At 44.2% G+C, this 16,186-nt stretch carries 19 protein-coding genes; 12 read left to right on the top strand and 7 right to left on the bottom strand.

Going from position 1 to position 16,186, the window contains the following annotated elements; all coding sequences use genetic code 11:
* Genes liaF through J7I80_RS01845 form a run of 4 tightly spaced genes read left to right on the top strand, consistent with a single transcriptional unit; the run spans position 1 to position 2,604 of the window.
* Positions 1–735: a cell wall-active antibiotics response protein LiaF gene (gene liaF, locus J7I80_RS01860; RefSeq protein WP_214735720.1), complete on the top strand. Its 735-nt coding sequence runs from the start codon at positions 1–3 to the stop codon at positions 733–735.
* Positions 732–1,778: a sensor histidine kinase gene (locus J7I80_RS01855; RefSeq protein ID WP_214735719.1), complete on the top strand. Its 1,047-nt coding sequence runs from the start codon at positions 732–734 to the stop codon at positions 1,776–1,778. Before liaF ends, J7I80_RS01855 begins: the two co-directional genes overlap by 4 nt.
* A complete protein-coding gene (locus J7I80_RS01850; RefSeq protein WP_214735718.1) occupies positions 1,771–2,403 on the top strand; it encodes a response regulator transcription factor in 633 nt (210 codons plus the stop codon). Before J7I80_RS01855 ends, J7I80_RS01850 begins: the two co-directional genes overlap by 8 nt.
* 18 nt (positions 2,404–2,421) lie before the next feature.
* A complete protein-coding gene (locus J7I80_RS01845; RefSeq protein ID WP_214735717.1) occupies positions 2,422–2,604 on the top strand; it encodes a hypothetical protein in 183 nt (60 codons plus the stop codon).
* 222 nt (positions 2,605–2,826) lie between these two features.
* On the opposite strand, the gene J7I80_RS01840 is transcribed toward J7I80_RS01845, so the two are convergent.
* Positions 2,827–3,021 (bottom strand): hypothetical protein, encoded by a 195-nt coding sequence (locus tag J7I80_RS01840; RefSeq protein ID WP_192469657.1) that lies wholly within the window; start codon positions 3,019–3,021, stop codon positions 2,827–2,829.
* A 520-nt stretch (positions 3,022–3,541) separates the two neighbouring features.
* Here J7I80_RS01840 and J7I80_RS23430 point away from each other — a divergent pair.
* The 4 genes from J7I80_RS23430 (at position 3,542) to J7I80_RS01825 (ending at position 8,024) form a co-directional block, all read left to right on the top strand.
* Positions 3,542–3,697, top strand: a complete 156-nt coding sequence (locus J7I80_RS23430) for an RAxF-45 family protein (RefSeq protein WP_285289108.1) — start codon at positions 3,542–3,544, stop codon at positions 3,695–3,697.
* A 161-nt stretch (positions 3,698–3,858) separates the two neighbouring features.
* Complete coding sequence (abc-f, locus tag J7I80_RS01835) at positions 3,859–5,748, top strand: ribosomal protection-like ABC-F family protein (RefSeq protein WP_214735716.1); 1,890 nt, start codon at positions 3,859–3,861, stop codon at positions 5,746–5,748.
* A gap of 442 nt (positions 5,749–6,190) precedes the next feature.
* A complete protein-coding gene (locus J7I80_RS01830) occupies positions 6,191–7,522 on the top strand; it encodes a polysaccharide biosynthesis protein (protein WP_214735715.1) in 1,332 nt (443 codons plus the stop codon).
* Positions 7,523–7,637: 115 nt separating this feature from the next.
* Positions 7,638–8,024: a DUF1284 domain-containing protein gene (locus J7I80_RS01825; protein ID WP_251027540.1), complete on the top strand. Its 387-nt coding sequence runs from the start codon at positions 7,638–7,640 to the stop codon at positions 8,022–8,024.
* Between the two features lie 14 nt (positions 8,025–8,038).
* Here J7I80_RS01825 and J7I80_RS01820 read toward each other — a convergent pair whose 3' ends face one another.
* Together J7I80_RS01820 and J7I80_RS01815 are read right to left on the bottom strand one after the other, a co-directional pair.
* A complete protein-coding gene (locus J7I80_RS01820) occupies positions 8,039–8,698 on the bottom strand; it encodes a TrkA C-terminal domain-containing protein (protein WP_214735713.1) in 660 nt (219 codons plus the stop codon).
* Positions 8,699–8,787: 89 nt separating this feature from the next.
* Positions 8,788–9,051: a hypothetical protein gene (locus J7I80_RS01815; protein ID WP_214735712.1), complete on the bottom strand. Its 264-nt coding sequence runs from the start codon at positions 9,049–9,051 to the stop codon at positions 8,788–8,790.
* 183 nt (positions 9,052–9,234) lie between these two features.
* Here J7I80_RS01815 and J7I80_RS01810 point away from each other — a divergent pair, with 183 nt between their 5' ends.
* Positions 9,235–10,173 carry a magnesium transporter CorA family protein gene (locus J7I80_RS01810; RefSeq protein ID WP_214735711.1) on the top strand — a complete coding sequence of 313 codons (939 nt, stop codon included), beginning with the start codon at positions 9,235–9,237 and terminating at the stop codon, positions 10,171–10,173.
* A 78-nt stretch (positions 10,174–10,251) separates the two neighbouring features.
* On the opposite strand, the gene J7I80_RS01805 is transcribed toward J7I80_RS01810, so the two are convergent.
* The 3 genes from J7I80_RS01805 to J7I80_RS01795 all read right to left on the bottom strand — a co-directional run bounded on the left by J7I80_RS01805 (position 10,252) and on the right by J7I80_RS01795 (position 13,369).
* Positions 10,252–10,584 carry a DUF3243 domain-containing protein gene (locus J7I80_RS01805; protein WP_214735710.1) on the bottom strand — a complete coding sequence of 111 codons (333 nt, stop codon included), beginning with the start codon at positions 10,582–10,584 and terminating at the stop codon, positions 10,252–10,254.
* 818 nt (positions 10,585–11,402) lie between these two features.
* A complete protein-coding gene (gene mscL / locus J7I80_RS01800) occupies positions 11,403–11,771 on the bottom strand; it encodes a large-conductance mechanosensitive channel protein MscL (RefSeq protein ID WP_214735709.1) in 369 nt (122 codons plus the stop codon).
* 98 nt (positions 11,772–11,869) lie between these two features.
* Entirely contained in the window at positions 11,870–13,369 is a 1,500-nt protein-coding gene (locus tag J7I80_RS01795) for a response regulator transcription factor (RefSeq protein ID WP_214735708.1), read from the bottom strand.
* Positions 13,370–13,576: 207 nt separating this feature from the next.
* Here J7I80_RS01795 and J7I80_RS01790 point away from each other — a divergent pair, with 207 nt between their 5' ends.
* From J7I80_RS01790 to J7I80_RS01780, 3 genes are read left to right on the top strand one after another with little or no spacing between them, the layout of a single operon-like run.
* The gene (locus J7I80_RS01790) at positions 13,577–14,149 is read left to right on the top strand and encodes a DUF6230 family protein (protein WP_214735707.1); all 573 of its coding nucleotides are present in this window, start codon (positions 13,577–13,579) and stop codon (positions 14,147–14,149) included.
* Between the two features lie 14 nt (positions 14,150–14,163).
* The gene (locus tag J7I80_RS01785) at positions 14,164–14,556 is read left to right on the top strand and encodes a DUF6114 domain-containing protein (RefSeq protein ID WP_214735706.1); all 393 of its coding nucleotides are present in this window, start codon (positions 14,164–14,166) and stop codon (positions 14,554–14,556) included.
* Positions 14,557–14,568: 12 nt separating this feature from the next.
* The gene (locus tag J7I80_RS01780) at positions 14,569–15,840 is read left to right on the top strand and encodes a hypothetical protein (RefSeq protein WP_214735705.1); all 1,272 of its coding nucleotides are present in this window, start codon (positions 14,569–14,571) and stop codon (positions 15,838–15,840) included.
* A 42-nt stretch (positions 15,841–15,882) separates the two neighbouring features.
* Here the strand turns inward: J7I80_RS01780 and J7I80_RS01775 are convergent, their stop codons facing one another.
* Positions 15,883–16,155, bottom strand: coding sequence for an acylphosphatase (locus tag J7I80_RS01775; RefSeq protein WP_192469644.1), 273 nt, complete (start codon positions 16,153–16,155; stop codon positions 15,883–15,885).
* Positions 16,156–16,186: the final 31 nt, after the last annotated feature.

Raw genomic sequence — 16,186 nt, 5'->3', positions numbered from 1 at the left:
ATGTTGAACAACATGAAAAATGATTATGTCAGCTGGATTGTGATTACTGGACTTATATTGCTTTTGCTAGAAGTGTCATTTTTTAACGAAGGACTGATTTTCTCCCTTCTGGCAAGCGGAGCGATGGTCTACTTCGGACGCTCCTTGATGCCGAAGAAACCTGGGAAACTGCTATTCTGGGCAGGTTTGTTCTTTTTGCTGAGCAGTGTTTTCAGCATGATGACGTTCAGGTTTTTTCTATTAGCGGTACTGATCTATCTTGCCTATCAATTTGCACAGTCGAAAAAGAAGCCGGAAGTGATCACGCCAGTTTTACAGAAGCCTGAAAAAGAAAACAGGAAGGAAATGCTGGTCGAAAAGCCTCCTCTTTTTAAAAATCGTTTGTTTGGACATCAGGAAACGCCTTCCCATGTGTATGAGTGGAACGATGTCAATATCCAGACAGGGATTGGCGACAGTGTCATCGACCTGAGCCTGACGGTGCTGCCGAAGGGAGAAACAGTGGTTTTCATCCGTAATGTCATTGGCAATGTAAAAGTGTATGTGCCATATGATTTGGAAGTCACCCTCAGGCATTCGTCAGTCATTGGCTCTGCTGAAGTGTTTGAGCATGAGGAAGGAAAGGTGCTGAACCAGAGCCTGTATGTGCAAACTCCTGGCTATGACGACGCTGAGCAGAAAGTGAAAATTTTCACCTCGATGCTTGTCGGTAATATCGAGGTGAAACGCATATGACGACAGCGATGCGCCAAATCTTATGGGGATTGACTCTAGGAATTATTTTATTCATCGCCGTGACTTTGTCTTTTGTGCTTGTTTTCCCTATAGCAAAGCTTTCTGATTTATGGAACCGTGAGCTGATGGATATTCCTTTCATCATTTTTACCTTCAGCATTAGTGTTGTGTTGGGTGTCGCGTTTGGTATGGCGTCTGGGACATACTGGCGAAAACAATTTGGGACGGTTGATAACTGGCTTTTTCAGCTGGAAGAAGGACAGGAGCCCGAAATTGAATCGAATCAGACATACGCAGAAATTTCCTCGATTTCAAAAAGAGTAGGGAAGCTTCATAAGCAAATCTCTGAAAAAGCGATGCTGTCACAGCGGCTGGCGACTGAAAAAGCAGAGGAACAAGAGTCGCGGATCCAGGAGATCATTTCACAGGAACGTAACAGGCTGGCGCGTGAACTGCATGACTCTGTCAGCCAGCAGCTTTTTGCGGCATCGATGTTGATGTCTGCGATCAATGAGACAAAGGGCCCTTCCGAAGACCGGGAAACAAAACAGCTGAAGATGGTCGAGGAAATGATCCATCAATCGCAGCTCGAAATGAGGGCGCTGCTTCTGCACTTGCGTCCCGTTGCCTTGAAGGGCAAATGCCTGCAAGAAGGAATCGAAGAATTATTGATCGAATTAAGGCAGAAAGTCACTATGGATATCAAGTGGAAGGTCGAGCCATTCCCGTTGGATAAGGGAGTCGAAGACCATTTATTCCGCATTCTCCAGGAGTCTGTTTCGAATACGCTTCGCCATGCAAAGGCGGAAGAGCTCGAAGTATTGTTGATCAAGCGCGATGATAAAGTGATCATGCGTATTGTCGATGATGGTATTGGTTTTAACGTAGAAGAAGCAAAAGCAGGATCATATGGCCTCCAGAATATGCACGAACGTGCGGGGGAAATCGGCGGGACATTGAAGATAGTGAGTGTCGAGAACAAAGGGACCAGGCTTGAAGTCAAGGTTCCAATTTTAGTGGTGGCGGGTGAGAAGAATGATTAAAGTTGTGTTTGTAGATGACCATGAAATGGTGCGGATTGGCGTTTCGTCGTATTTATCGGCCCAGCCGGATATTGAGGTAATCGGCGAGGCGGATAACGGGAAGAAGGGTGTCGAGATGGCGCTCGAGCTGCGGCCTGATATCATCCTCATGGATCTGGTCATGAAGGAAATGGATGGTATCGAGGCGACAAAGCAGATTATCGAGCAATGGCCCGAAGCGAAAATCATCATCGTGACCAGCTTCCTTGATGATGAAAAAGTATACCCCGCGCTCGAAGCCGGGGCAACGAGTTATATGCTGAAAACCTCGAAAGCCAGTGAAATTGCTAATGCGGTAAGAGTTACATACTCAGGCCAGCCAGTGCTCGAGCCAGAAGTGACGGGAAAGATGATGATGAAAATGCGCCAGAAGAACAACGTCGAGCTGCATGAAGAGCTGACAGAGCGGGAAATGGAAGTCTTGAAGCTGATTGCCGAGGGAAAGACCAACCAGGAAATTGCCGATGAACTGTTTATCGCTTTGAAAACGGTGAAGACACATGTCAGCAATATCTTAAGCAAGCTCCAGGTCCAGGACAGAACCCAGGCAGTCATTTATGCATTCAGGCATTCTATCGTAAAATAAAAAAGGGAGGTGCACTGTATGGAGCCGTTTTTTGGTTTGTTTGGCCTGTTTGGGATATTGCTTTCAATCGGTCTGCCTATCGTTTTAATAGTCCTTTTTGTCATGCTGGTCACCAGCACAAAAAGACAGGAAGCATTGTTGACGGAGATCCTCACGGAGTTGAGAAGGAAGAATTCAACTCAGGATCATTTTGATCAATAAAACAAAAAGGCTCTTTTCTCAAACTTTGTTGCTATTGTCTACAAAATAGGATGGAATGACCTATTTTTCTTCGCAAAGTTGACTCTTTTGTGAGAAAAGAGCGTGCAAACTTAATACCGACCTGCAAAATGGCCATATATTACGTTGAAATCGGCTTTAGGATTTCAACAAAAATCTTTCCGAAAACAGCCAACAAAAAAGAGGCCAATGGCCCCCGCTAATCTAATTCGCTTTTTTGTCGATTACATCTAATTTCATAAGCATTTCGCTTAGCGCTATGGATATGACTTCCCGTTCCTCAAACTCATTTGGATAACGGGAAGCGCTATTTATATAGTCATGCTTTTCAGCTAACTTTTCCTTTATCTTTTTACACATCCAGAGCTGGTAATCAGAAAGTTCCAGTTGTCTCAGCATTTGTCACCCACTCCTTCATTAGTTATCCCTTACCCGTGAGCCAAGCTAGCTTAAACGCTTTATATACAACATTATTGTTCTGGGAAAAATTGAAAAAAGTCAGTGTGAGAGACCAGACATGGAATTAATCAAACCTGTGATTAACAGAGATAAGTTATTAAATGAGGCAGTAACGCTCAGGAACAGTGGCTGGCGCTGGTTGGTTTTAACGGGGAGAAATTGTGGCTGAAATAGGATATGGCAATTGGGTTGTGATCAGCAGAAACAAGGGGATTTGCGAAAGAAGTCTGCCATTTACATATGTGGCCCGTTGTTCCTTTCCTCGCCAAAACCGGGAACATATCCTTTGTTTATATGCCCGGTTTTACTGGTCCATCATGAGACCGGGTACATATCCGTTGTTTATGTTACCGGTTTTACGATTTCATCATAAGACCGGGAACAAATTAGGAAAAACTTGCTAAAATAATAATGGAATTGTAAAATAAAACTAACTATTATTGAACGGAGGTGAGGAGAGATGATCAAGACTGTTTTTGTACGCGGATTTTGGAATGAATTCCTTTATTTTTGTCGTGCAAAATTTGCTGTTGCAGCTGCTAACGGGATACGTATGTCCTTTTTTAACAGCTCAATATCAAATACAAACGGTAGGATCATCTCTTTTCCCGCTTAGGAATATGTTTCGGTGAATGTGGAGGCAGGCTAAGTCTCTCTTTGCATTCAAGGAATCCAGAAGCCAGGAGCAGAGCCATCTGCCCCTGGCTTTTTTGTGCTTTTAAAACAAACCGGGCGGCGTCAGCTGAAAAGGGGGATCGTTAATAGGAGGGAAAAATGATGATAGCTTGCAGTATTAACCATATAAGCAAAATGTACGGAGGCAATCTGATTTTTGAAGATTTGTCTTTTGAAATAAACGAGAAGGACAGGGTTGGGCTGGTCGGACCCAACGGTTGCGGCAAGACAACGTTGATGAAGCTGATCGCGGGCATGGAAGAAGCGGATCAAGGAAAGATACATTGGAAAAAAGATTTGAACATCGGCTACCTGGCCCAGATTCCTGTTTATGAGGAGAGGATAACCGCCAGGGGAGTTCTGGAAACAGCCTTTGACGAGTTACTTGAAGTTCAGGCGGAGATGAAGCAGCTTGAAACCAAGATGGCAGAAGCCGGCGAGGATTCGCATAAGCTTGAAAGGCTGCTGGCGAAATACGGAGTTCTCCAGGAGAAGTTTACTCTCGGAGGCGGTTATGAAATGGAAGCAAATATTGACCGCATTGCCAACGGCTTGAAGATTGAGGGCATGCTTGATTCGAATTTTAACAGCCTTAGCGGCGGTGAGAAAACGAAGGTCGGTCTGGGGCTGAGTTTGCTGAAGAATCCAGATTTATTGCTTCTCGATGAGCCGACAAACCACCTTGATATCATGGCGGCTGAGTGGCTGGCTGAGTTTCTGAAAGAATATGATGGTACCGTTGTGATTATCTCGCATGACCGTTATTTCCTTGATGAAACAGCGACAAAAATCCTCGACCTTGAAGATGGAGAAATTGACCTCTATCATGCCAATTACTCCGGGTTCATCAAGGAAAAAGAAGCGAAATTACTGCGGGAATTCCAGGCATTTGAAGAGCAACAGCGAAAAATCAAGAAAATGAAAGAGGCAATCAAGCGATTGCGTGACTGGGCGAATAGATCGAACCCGCCAAGTGCGGCTCTCCATAAAAGGGCGACGAACATGGAGAGAGCGCTCGCCAGGATGGAGAAGCTGGACCGGCCGATTTTAAACAGGAAGAAAATGAATTTCGAACTGGATACAGGTGCGCGAAGCGGGAAGGACGTACTCGTTTTTAAAGATGTGCATAAATCATTTGGAGATCGACAACTTTTCTCGAAGGTTAATCTTCAGCTTCACTATCAGGACCGTGCGGCGATTGTCGGCGAAAATGGTTCGGGTAAAACAACGCTGCTGAAGTTCGTCCAGGGTGAACTTGCACCTGACCAAGGAGAAGTCCGAAACGGAAGCAATGTCAAAATCGGTTACCTATCACAGCATATGGAGCTTTCCAGCCAGGACGGCACCGTGCTAGATGCGTTCCGGAATGAGGTAGTCATGAATGAGGGAGAGGCCCGGAATGTGCTCGCCGGTTTCCTGTTCTATGGTCAGGATGTCTTTAAGAAAGTTTCCCAGCTGAGCGGCGGCGAACGAATGAGGCTTCGTCTCGCGCAGTTGATGCACCAGGATCTCAATTTCCTGATTCTAGATGAGCCAACCAATCATCTGGATATCGATTCACGAGAAGTACTGGAAGAAGCGCTGGCAGGGTTCGAGGGTACGCTCCTGGCCGTCTCCCATGATCGCTATTTCTTGAATAAGCTATTTGATAAGGTTTACTGGCTGGAGGGCGGAGAGCTGACGGAAATAGAAGGCAATTATGACCGGGCGAGAGTGAAAATGGCGGAGAAGAGGAAGCTGTGGGAGGCTGCAGCACCTGCACATGCGGAATCTGTAAAGCATTCAATCAGGCAAGAAACAGTCAAGGAAGCTGTTATAGATGAAGAAGCTCTGTTTGAGGAAATCGAGAGTCATGAAAAATCAATTGGCGAGCTTGAACAGCAAATGGCCATAATGACCGATCTCGCAAAGCTCCAGGAGCTTCATGCTGAAAAAGAAGTTTTAGAGTCAAAACGAAACCAGCTGTATTCAAAGCTTGAGGAAATATCATGATAGTTGAAGAACTGCTTATATTAGCAGTTCTTCCTTTATTTTACTGGAAAAAACATGCTGGAATTTCCAATTCGCTATAAAAAGGAGAAAGTCGCTATAAAAAGTGAAAAGTCGCTATAAAAAACAAAAAGCCGCTATAAAAAATGAAAACTCGCTATAAAAATAAGAATTCCACTATATTTAAAAGGAACTCGTTATTAAAATAAGAAATTAGCTATAAAGAATAAGAATACCGCTATAAAAAAATGAAACTCTGTATAAATAATAAGAATATCGCTATAAAAATAAAACTTTCCGCTATTGAAATGTAATCCTTGTTATGAAAACTCGCCAAACAGTGGAAGATGACTCACGCATACACCTCAAAATTTACCCTTTCATATTGTCCGGACTTGTCTCATATGTTTATAGGAGTAAATGAGACAGGATTGGGAGAGAAGCTATGAATACTTTTTTAAAAGGGATGTCTATCCTTGTGGTTGCTACTTTTCTTGGAGAAGTGGTGGAGTTCCTCGTCAATATGATTCTCGCAAGGGAGCTTGGGGAAAGCGGGATGGGGCATTACATGACGATATTGCCGACGATTTTCCTGATCATGATGCTCGCGAGCTTTGAGCTGCCGGTGTCGATTTCAAAAATGATCGCGGAGAGGGATGAGTCTTACCACCGGAGCATGATCAAGCATGCCATCAGGCTGGCGGTAGTATTCACTGCGGTTTTGCTGATTGCGGCTGCTTTTGTGCTTCCAATCATTCCTGTGTTCAAGGATTATCACCCACTGCTTAAATGGGTCGTCCTGTCACTGATACCGGTTATGACAATATCCGCTATCGCCAGGGGATTTTTCATGGGAAAACAGGATATGGGAAAAATCGCAATTTCCCATTTTATCAGAAGAGCTGTGCAGCTCCTGCTGCTCTCAGCGGTTTTTCAGTTTTTTGAGTTTGGGAGCGAAACAGCTCTCCTTGTTGCCTTTTGCACACTGGCGGGAAGCGAACTCGTTGTCTTCCTTTATCTATTACATTACTTTGTTATGTCTTACCAAAGGATTAAAAGTGTTCCGGGTAAGCATGTAAGCGGGCGAGAGGTGAGAAAGAGTCTGGTGGAGGTTTCCGTGCCGACGACCGGCTTGAGAATTTTTCATTCGCTGACACATGCTGTTCAGCCGTTTTTGATAAAATTTGCGATTGTCAGTGCAGGGTTATCATCCGAAATGGCAACGGAACAATTCGGGATGATGGCGGGAATCGCAATGACGATTGGATTTTTCCCGGCGTTTATAGCCCATTCGTTCCTGATCATCCTGATTCCGACTGTATCGAAGGCTTATGCGGAAAAAGAGTTCTTCAAGCTGCAAAAACTGCTTCAGCAAGTAATGCTGCTGACATTGCTTTATGGATTGCCAGCTGTAACGGCTTTTTACTTTCTGGCAGAGCCTCTGACCAATACTTTTTTTCATTCTAAGCAGGCAGCAGTATTTTTGCAGCTGCTTGCGCCATACTTCCTGTTCCACTACTTTACTATACCGATGCAGGCTTATCTGATCGGACTTGGATTGGTGAAGGACGCCTTTATTCACTCTGTTTATGCTACGATTGTTACCTTTTCCCTTATTTACCTCTTGGGCTCGAGACCCGAATGGAGGATGGAAGGGGTCATCGTCGGAATGAATACGGGGAGTATGGTCATCTTACTGCTGCACTACCTGACGATTTGCAAAAAAATCGGCATTACCTGGCTGGCTAAGAGCCCGATTAAAGATTCGAGATTTTAACAGGAAAACAAAGAACTTTCGCAGAATTAATTATACAGCTTAATTTTTCAGGAGTGATGAAGTGGAAAAAGTATTGCGCGGGCACCATCTCCTCTGTGTGCATGGTTTCCGGGGGATGGGCTACAGCCCTGAATTTGTGAAAAAGATGGAGAGTATCGTAAAAGATATACGCGACCCTGAGCATGATTTTTACATAAAGGTGGTCGCTGCGTTTGATGACGCATGCATGTCTTGTCCGCATAGGGGGCTTGAGATTTGTGAGGCGAGTGAGGGTTCGAATGAACATGTGCTGACGATGGACGGGAATGTCATTCGTCATCTGGGGCTGGTACCGGGAGAACATTATCTAAAATCTGAGCTTGTCCAGTGGACGGCGGAAAAGGTTGAACCAGATGACCTTGATATGCTTTGCAAAAACTGTTCATGGCTGCAATACGGAGTGTGCAAAGAAGGAATTGCCAAGCTCAGAGAAAACAAAAAATGCCTGACTCGCGGTGGATGAACCAAACCATCGGGTCAGGCATCTTCAAATATTTCTTCTATCCGGGGGTTGTTGCCATATAAAATAAGTTTATCGCCAGGCTCCAGTTTGGTATCATATGCTTTGTTGCGGATATTGATTGCGCCTCTCTTGATGAATAGGAGCATGACATCATCCTCTTTGTCCACAATTTCATCGAACGTCCTATCCGCATATCGGGAGTCTTCTTTTAGAGCAATTTCCCTGACCTCATCATCATCGTCCATCAAAAGGACATCACTGATTGGCAAATCTGCTAACTCGTAATTCTCTTTTAATTCACTTTTCATCTTTTGGCCGATCTTCTTTTGTACTGTCGGCGCCTTTAAAATAAATAACAATGCTAAAAGTCCGACAGCAACATAGGCTATTTCCATGGTATAAAAGCTATCAGATAAAAGCTTACTTATAGCAGAGATGATGACTGCCAGCGAGAATGCCCCAAACAAAATCAGGAAAGCCCCCAGTTTTCTTCTGACAGGATGATCAATGATCAATTCGGATTCACCGGTCGTGAATCCAGTGCCCGTTAGCATCGAAATGACCTGGAACCGGGCGATTTTCCGGTCAAGGCCGGTTGCCACAAATATGGATGTGTTAATCTCAATCACTGTAAAAACAATGAACAGATAGATGAAAATGAATAGGATACCCATAACCTCCATCCCCCTCGCCCTATATAGTATTGATCGACGAGGTGTGAATTAAACAAAAATAGACCGGGGAAGGCTTTCCCCGGACATTTTTATCGCTGTTCTTGTAAGTTCTCGTTGTAATAGTTCACTCCGTACATAGAACCTTCACTGACCATTTTGTTGTCTTCGACATCATTTGGGTCTGGGTTGCCGGCTTTTTGTACTGGCAGCACATCTGTCTTGGATGGCATGACTTTTTCTTTTACCTGGGTGGCCATCTCGGTAAGTTTTGCTTTATTTTCAGGCTTCATTGCCATCCATAATGCTGCGGCTCCTACACCTAACATGACTGCATTTTTTGCTTTTGCTTGCATATTTACCCCTCCTATTAATGATTAGTTTATGCTTTTGTCTATACTCTTTTTTACCCTCTCTATAAAATTCAGAAACATTTTTAAAATGGTAGGTTTGCCAAGTATTAGACGAATCGTTTCAAGCTGGCTGATAAAGGGAAGAGTAGTAATTAGTTGATAAACATAATGAAAGGTCTGAGACCATTGAAACATATATTTAATGAAAAAAGATGGAAATGGTATGATTTCCAACAGAAAGATGAGGAGAAGATAAAGGAGCTTATCTCACAAAGTCCCGCTAGACGAGAATGGTTAGAAAATATAAAAGACCGCAAAGCAAATCTCCTTGACCTGAATACCGAGACTAAGGGAGATGAGTACATTTGGGGCTCTCTTATTTATCAGCAGGATATCGAGGAGAAAGGAGAGAAAAACATTTTTCATTTTTACATCTGCGAAGACTTCTTTATAACGGTGGATTTTGACTTTTCCATACTTGATGTTAGTGATATTGGTGTTCACAAACAGATGGAACAGGCCGAAAATGCGGTTGAAGGCTTTTTCATTCTCCTGGGTAAAATTTTAGCGAGCTATTTGCAAAAGATCGATGCCTATGAAGAACGACTTCATGAATTATTATGGGAAATGAAGGAACAGAACAACCTTGAAATCCTCGAGAGAATCTATGAAAATCGCCATGAGCTTCTGATATGGAAAAATCTAGTTATTCCGATTGTTGAGTTAAAATTCATCGCAGAAGAGGCATATGGAAAAGGCGTCCACGAACAGGCAGAATTCAACCGCGTTGAAACCCGTGTAGAGCGCATCAGGATGTTATTGACAGAATACCAGGAGGCAATCGATACAATGATCAGATTAGAAGAAGTCGTCTCGACCCATCGCGGAAATGAAATCTTTAAGACCCTGACTGTCATAACAATCCTGTTTACGCCAGTAACAGCTTGGGGAGCGGTGTGGGGAATGAACTTCAAGTTCATGCCGGAGCTTGAATGGAAATTCGGCTATGTATTTGCCGGTGTGTTAATATTCGCTACAACAGCAGGCCTATACTATTATTTGAAGAAAAAAGGCTGGATTGGAGATATCCTGAAAGTGAAAAAGAAGAACAGATTCTTTGGATGACGTTCGATAAACTGCTTCCTAGTGTTTAGAAAAATAAAAGCATGGACAGAAAAATCGCCCGGAGAGCGGGCGATTCTTTTATTCAGCCAATTTTACAAGCATATGTGCAAGAGCATGCTGTTGTTCTTTTGTGCCAACCTTCCAAAGCTCCTGCAGCAGCTGCTCCTCTTTGTTTCGCGGTGTGACATTATCAGAAAGGTAATCGGCAACCTTTTCCGCCGTTTTCGCAAGCTGCTCTTCATCAAGCCCCGCTGTTTTGCCAAGCTTGATCCGTTTGCTTAAATAAGTCCTGAACTCATTGAAATCCCCAAGGATCTCATCCGCCTGCTGCGTATCCATCCGTTCCAGGGTCTCATCCACCTTGCTAGTATCGACTTCGCCATCTTTATGAATCATATGGTCTTTTTCCATGTAAAAAACCTCCTTGTGAAAGATATATATTAAATACCCTGATGGCCGAATCTAGTAAACCTGGAGGAGCACATTCAGAACTAGATAAAAAAGGGAAAATACTAGAGATAAATTTTTCCTGGCGCGAATATCTGATGAGGGGTGATACTTTGGGGCTCTTTTCGCTTATGATAAAGTAATTTTCACTAATCTTAATAGACATCAAAAAGAAAAAATTCCAGGTGCCGAATTTTTTTTGTTTTGTAATTCATTTTTTGTTGAAAAGAGCTTTAATCAAAAAAGGTGCGGGCCGCTGGGCCTGCACCTTTTTTGAGTCCGACATACGGACGATGGGAGGAGTAATTCTGTTGTTGCTATTCAATTTGCGCTCTGGGGTAAATCGATTTTAAATGTATCGATTTAAGACCAGCGTGCCTTGAGACAGCAGCGCGAATCTTCCTCCGCTTGCATAGCCAATGACGTATTCCGAAGTCGCCGTAAAGTCTTTCAACTTAACCAGTCCCTTCATAACCAGTATTGGCGTTGCTCATATCCTGCGGACTTACTTAGAGGAGTGTCCTGCTCAAGCTATTCAAAAAATTGCGGTCCATCGATGTTAAGTCCATCGATTCAAGACCAGCGTTCCTTGAGATAGCAACGCAAATCTTCCTCCGGGTGCTAAGCCAATGACGTATTCCGAAGTCGCCGTAAAGTTTTGCACTTTAACCAGTCCCTTCTAGGTTTTGTATTGGCCTTGCACTATACATATACCCGCGTGAAATCACAGAAAACTTAATAAACTCAATTAAAAGTTGGCATTAAATCCAATAATAGGAAGATTAGATTTGTTTTTGTTCCTTCAGAAGATCGCGGATTTCTTTTAAAAGCTCTTCTTTTACATCAGGAACAGGAGCTGCAGGCTTGGCCGCTTCTTTTTTTCGATAGTGGTTGATGATTCTCACAAAGATGAAAATGGCAAAGGCGGTGATGAAAAAGTTGACGACGGCCTGAAGAAACGAACCATATGCTATTACTTTGTATTTAAGATCAGAAAAGTCAGCGCCAAAAGTAGCCAGTCCTACAATCGGCATGATAATGTCATCGACAAGCGATGAAACGATTTTTCCAAATGCGGCCCCGATAATGACTCCGACAGCGAGATCCAGCACATTGCCTTTAAAGGCGAATTTCTTGAATTCATTCCACATCCTAATGTTCCCCCTAAGGTTTATATCTCTTATATTCTGCGAGATTGTGAGGCAAAAAGCAATAGGGCCTGCTCCCATCAGGGGAGCAGGCCCGAGTTTTACTGAATCAACCTCATTTTCAACGCTTTGACGGCTGCATCGGTCCGGTTTTTCGCATCGAGTTTTTGGATGATGGCTGAAATATAGTCACGCACAGTGTAGGAACTGAGGTGGAGTGCGTCAGCAGCTTCATTGATGGAAGCACCTTCGGCAATCAGCTTGAGCACCTCTCGTTCACGGATAGTCAGTACGGCACGCTGGACGCCGAAAAGCTGGACGGCATCCTCATAGTACTGGTTCAACAATTCACCGCCATATTGTCCGAATTTGATAAGAGCGGTCAGGGTCTGGTTGTTGACGGTAAATGATTTGTGTTCTCCGCGGTCAAGCAGTGCAAGACCAATCAGTTTATTTTCAGCAGGCACATAGATTGGCAGGACAACCAATGATTTCAGGCAATAATCATGGACGTATTTTACAGGCAAAATTTCAGCTGCATCTTCGATAAAAATTGGTTTGGAATGGCTGAACTGCTTCAAGTATTTCGTAAGCAGCGGAAATTCGGCAATACTCTCCTTGATGTGCTGCACAGAGCCTGTATTGACGTTATAGGCATGAACGCCGACTCCGCTGTGCTCCCCGGGGGAATAGATGAACAGGGCGCAGCGTGAAAATGGCAGGTAATCAACCAAGCCCTGGGTAATCATTTTAACAGCTTCCGAAGCGCTTTGGGAACGGATCAGCCGCTGCTGGAACAGAAGGGTAGCATCCTTCCACTCAAGTTCACTTTCCAGGTGATTCAGCTTCATTTGTTTCAGATACATTTTTCGAAAAGTTTCCTTTTGCGCCTCTGTCACAGTCTCCGCTTTATCTTTCACGCAGATTAACAGTGTTTCCGTCAGGCATGGTACCGTGATAATTTGAGGATGTTCCTCTCCTGGTGACAACAATCTGGAAAGCGCCACTGACAGGTCTGATGCATGCTCAGCTTGAAGCCCCTCGCATATGGTGACCAGCTGTTCATTTACCAAAAGGTCATCGGCGCAAACGATTTTGTTTACTTTGCATTGGGATTTTTCATTGCGGATGACCGCAAGCCAGTTACTAGGAACTGCACGCAGGCTCAACATCATCTTCAGCCATTTATCATCCTGGTATTCCAGCTGCTGCGTCCGCAGGACCTTGTCGAGAATTCTCGTAAAAAAGACCTGTACCGCCTGGTGCTCGAGGAATCCAGCATTCCTTTTCTTTAAGACTTTATGAAATAAGTTCTCAACTGCGCTGATCAGAAAGATGGCGTCAAAATCATCGACGAATTCAGGGTGGCGTTTTTGCCACCTTAGGACTAATAACTGGATGAAATCATTTGAAGATTCAAAAGTGGTCCGTGAAAGGTTGTTGAAGCCATAGACAATCATGCTCTCAAATTCAGATACAAGATTATTTTGCCAGGCTTTCATGTCCTTCTTTAAATGTAGCCATTCTTTAAGAAACGGTTTCTCGCATTCTTTTAAAAGAAATAAACCTCTAATGGCCAAATCCTCAATCTTATGTTCCATCAGGCAACCTCACTCTCAAATTCTGGTAAAATAACATTCGTTTAAAAATTCAGAATTATGTCCGTCGCTTCTTTATACCCCGACACTTAACGGGGTTACCACGTTGTTAACGATTTTTTTCGGAGTTGTAGGCTTGATTTTTCGGGGATATGTTATTAACAAGAATTAATTTTGAATTTTAAAAATATTTTAATGGAGGTGGCTTCCTTGAACGGAGCTGTCGTAATGGAAAGCAAGACGAATAAGAAGGTTTTTTGGGGTGCGCTGGCAGCTGGACTTCTTGCGCTTGGAATCTTACTGGTGTCGTTCGGTGTATCAGGTGTAGCATATGCAGTCCCGATTGCGGGTGTAGGAGATTTTTATGTTGAGTTCGATAAGCTTGAAGGTGAAGGCTACAAGTTCTACCCAAAACTTGGTGAAACGAGCAGTTCAGACGCCGCGCCACAAGGTACAAATATCATTAAAACCCTGACTATCGACAATCTGCAATTATACAAGGATTTTCAGGTTGGCGGAGACTGGATCCGCGTTAAAATCCAGGCATCGAAACCTGTACAGATTTCAGGACTTCAGCATGATGCTGGCTTGATTGAAGCAAATGCCAAGTTCCAAAACCTTGTGCTAGAAGAAAATAACAGCACGGACTGGACAAAGCAATTCCAGCAAACATCGAGCACCATTATCCTGGAAAATGCCAAATTGAAGACTCATTACTTATTCCAGGAAACGATCAATATGGCTGGCATGAAATTGACGGTGGAAAAAATCGATAAGAAATAATCGAGGTGACAGGCATGGTTTTTAAAAAATGGAGGCACACGAGGCCTTTTTTTGGAGCAATTTTGACCGTGTTAAGCGGACTGATGATTTTATGGGTACCATTGAATCTTTATCTAAGCACCTTTCTTCCAGGATCGGTAGCCGTCATCGGCTTGTTGTTTGGCGGCCTGATCACACTGATGGGACTGATGTCCTTCTTTTTGCCGAGTGCCTCTAAAGCGCTGGGCATCATCGTCATCTTTTTATCCATACTATCGGTCATCGGCGCTCTGGGCGGCTTCCTTTTTGGAACGATATTCGGTATCATCGGCGGGGCCTTGCTGACAGCATGGCGGATGGTGCCTGCGGAAGAGTCGGCAGGAGCACCTGTCGCGAATGCCGCTGCGCAGCCAGCCAAAACGGGATAAAGGGGAGAAGAAATGAAGAATCGTATATTTTTAGTAGTGATGTGCCTTCAGCTAGCTACATTGTCCTTCTTCCCTTTTATTGAAAAAACGAATGCAGCAGGCACTGATGCAGAGGGATTTATAATCCAGGCTGACCGAGTTGTTGGCGAAAATATGAAAGCGATGATTATCGTCGGCGAGACCTCCGGCTCAAGTGCCAGGCCAATGCTGCGGATCACCTACGACTCAGCAAAGATTTACGGCATGAGGCTGACAAAACAGTTCAAGACTTCGGGAGGGACGGTTAGCCTCACAATGAAAGCAAGCGGCCCTGTTCATATTAAAGGGATGCAGGTCGATGCCAGCGCCATTTCATTCCAGGGAGCATGCGTGCACGCGGCAAAAATCATTCCGAATGCGGCTCTTGAAGGCGTGACGATGGTCGCCCATTCCATGAATGCAGCAAACAGCAGCCTCGACCAGTTAAAACTCCAAACAGTAAATGGTGATGGCGAAGTACAGAAGCCAGGCAAATTGGAAATTTTACAGGAGCTTGGGGCAATGCCTTTTGGACAGATGAAGAAGGAAATCGAGAAAATCACCAGCGGCCAGCTTCCGCTAACTTGCGAAGGTGCTACTGAGGATGAAGTGGAGGAAATGATAGGGGGGGTTACCGAGCCAGTCGATGACTTGCTTGATGAAGTAACGGATCCGCTTGATGAAACAATCGGGAAAGTGACGGACCCGATTGATGGATTAATCGGCAAAGTGACGGATCCACTTGATGACACAATTGGCAAAGTGACCGATCCCCTCAAGGATACAATCGGAAAGGTGACAGACCCGATAAAAGGGGTGAGCGATCCACTGAAAGACACAGTTGATAAGGTAGTAACTCCTGTTGAAGAGACAGTCGGCAAAGTGACCGAACCTGTAAATGAGATCGCCAAGGATACGACGGACACGGCAAAAAAAGTGACAGAGCCTGTGGCTGAGCCGGTGAAGGAGACCGTGGATGAAACAGCCAAAACAGCGTGCGAAAAGCTGGAGGAGGCAAATGGCGAGATCACAAAAGAGCTGGCCCTGGAATTGATCGATAAGGCGCTGGCCGAAAACAAAATGCTAGATGAATTATGCCCGACAGACGCAACGTTGACAGATCAGCTTGAAAAATGGACAGAAGGGCTTCTCGATTCTCTCGGACTTCTGTCACTTCTCGGATTGAAGCCAAGCGAGGAAGAACAGCTGAAGAAGATGAGGGAGGCTATTTTAAAAGAGCCTGATGGTTCTATAATTGATTTCTAACTTTTACACACAGCAAAGGCAGAGGATGGCTCCTCTGCCTTTTTAATATTTTATTGCGAATGACTTATAGGTTTCGGTTTTTTCTGTTTCGTTCACTTCAATATGGTCAACAGTGGAGAAAGGATTGCCCCTCCGTACTTCATCGATGAACTTTTCAAGGTCAGGTCTTGAACCAGAAGCAAGGATTTCAACGCCGCCCTCTTGCAGGTTCTTCACCCAGCCAGTAATGCCAAACTGGATCGCCTTCATTTGAGTATAATACCGATACCCCACACCCTGAACCTCACCCGTCACAATAATTTGTAATTGGATCAAGACGTCGCCCCCAGATAAACAAATAGGTTAA

Source organism: Bacillus sp. ISL-41, assembly GCF_018613235.1.
In the GTDB taxonomy this organism is placed as follows: domain Bacteria; phylum Bacillota; class Bacilli; order Bacillales; family Cytobacillaceae; genus Mesobacillus.
This window is presented reverse-complemented; position numbering and strand designations above follow the sequence as displayed.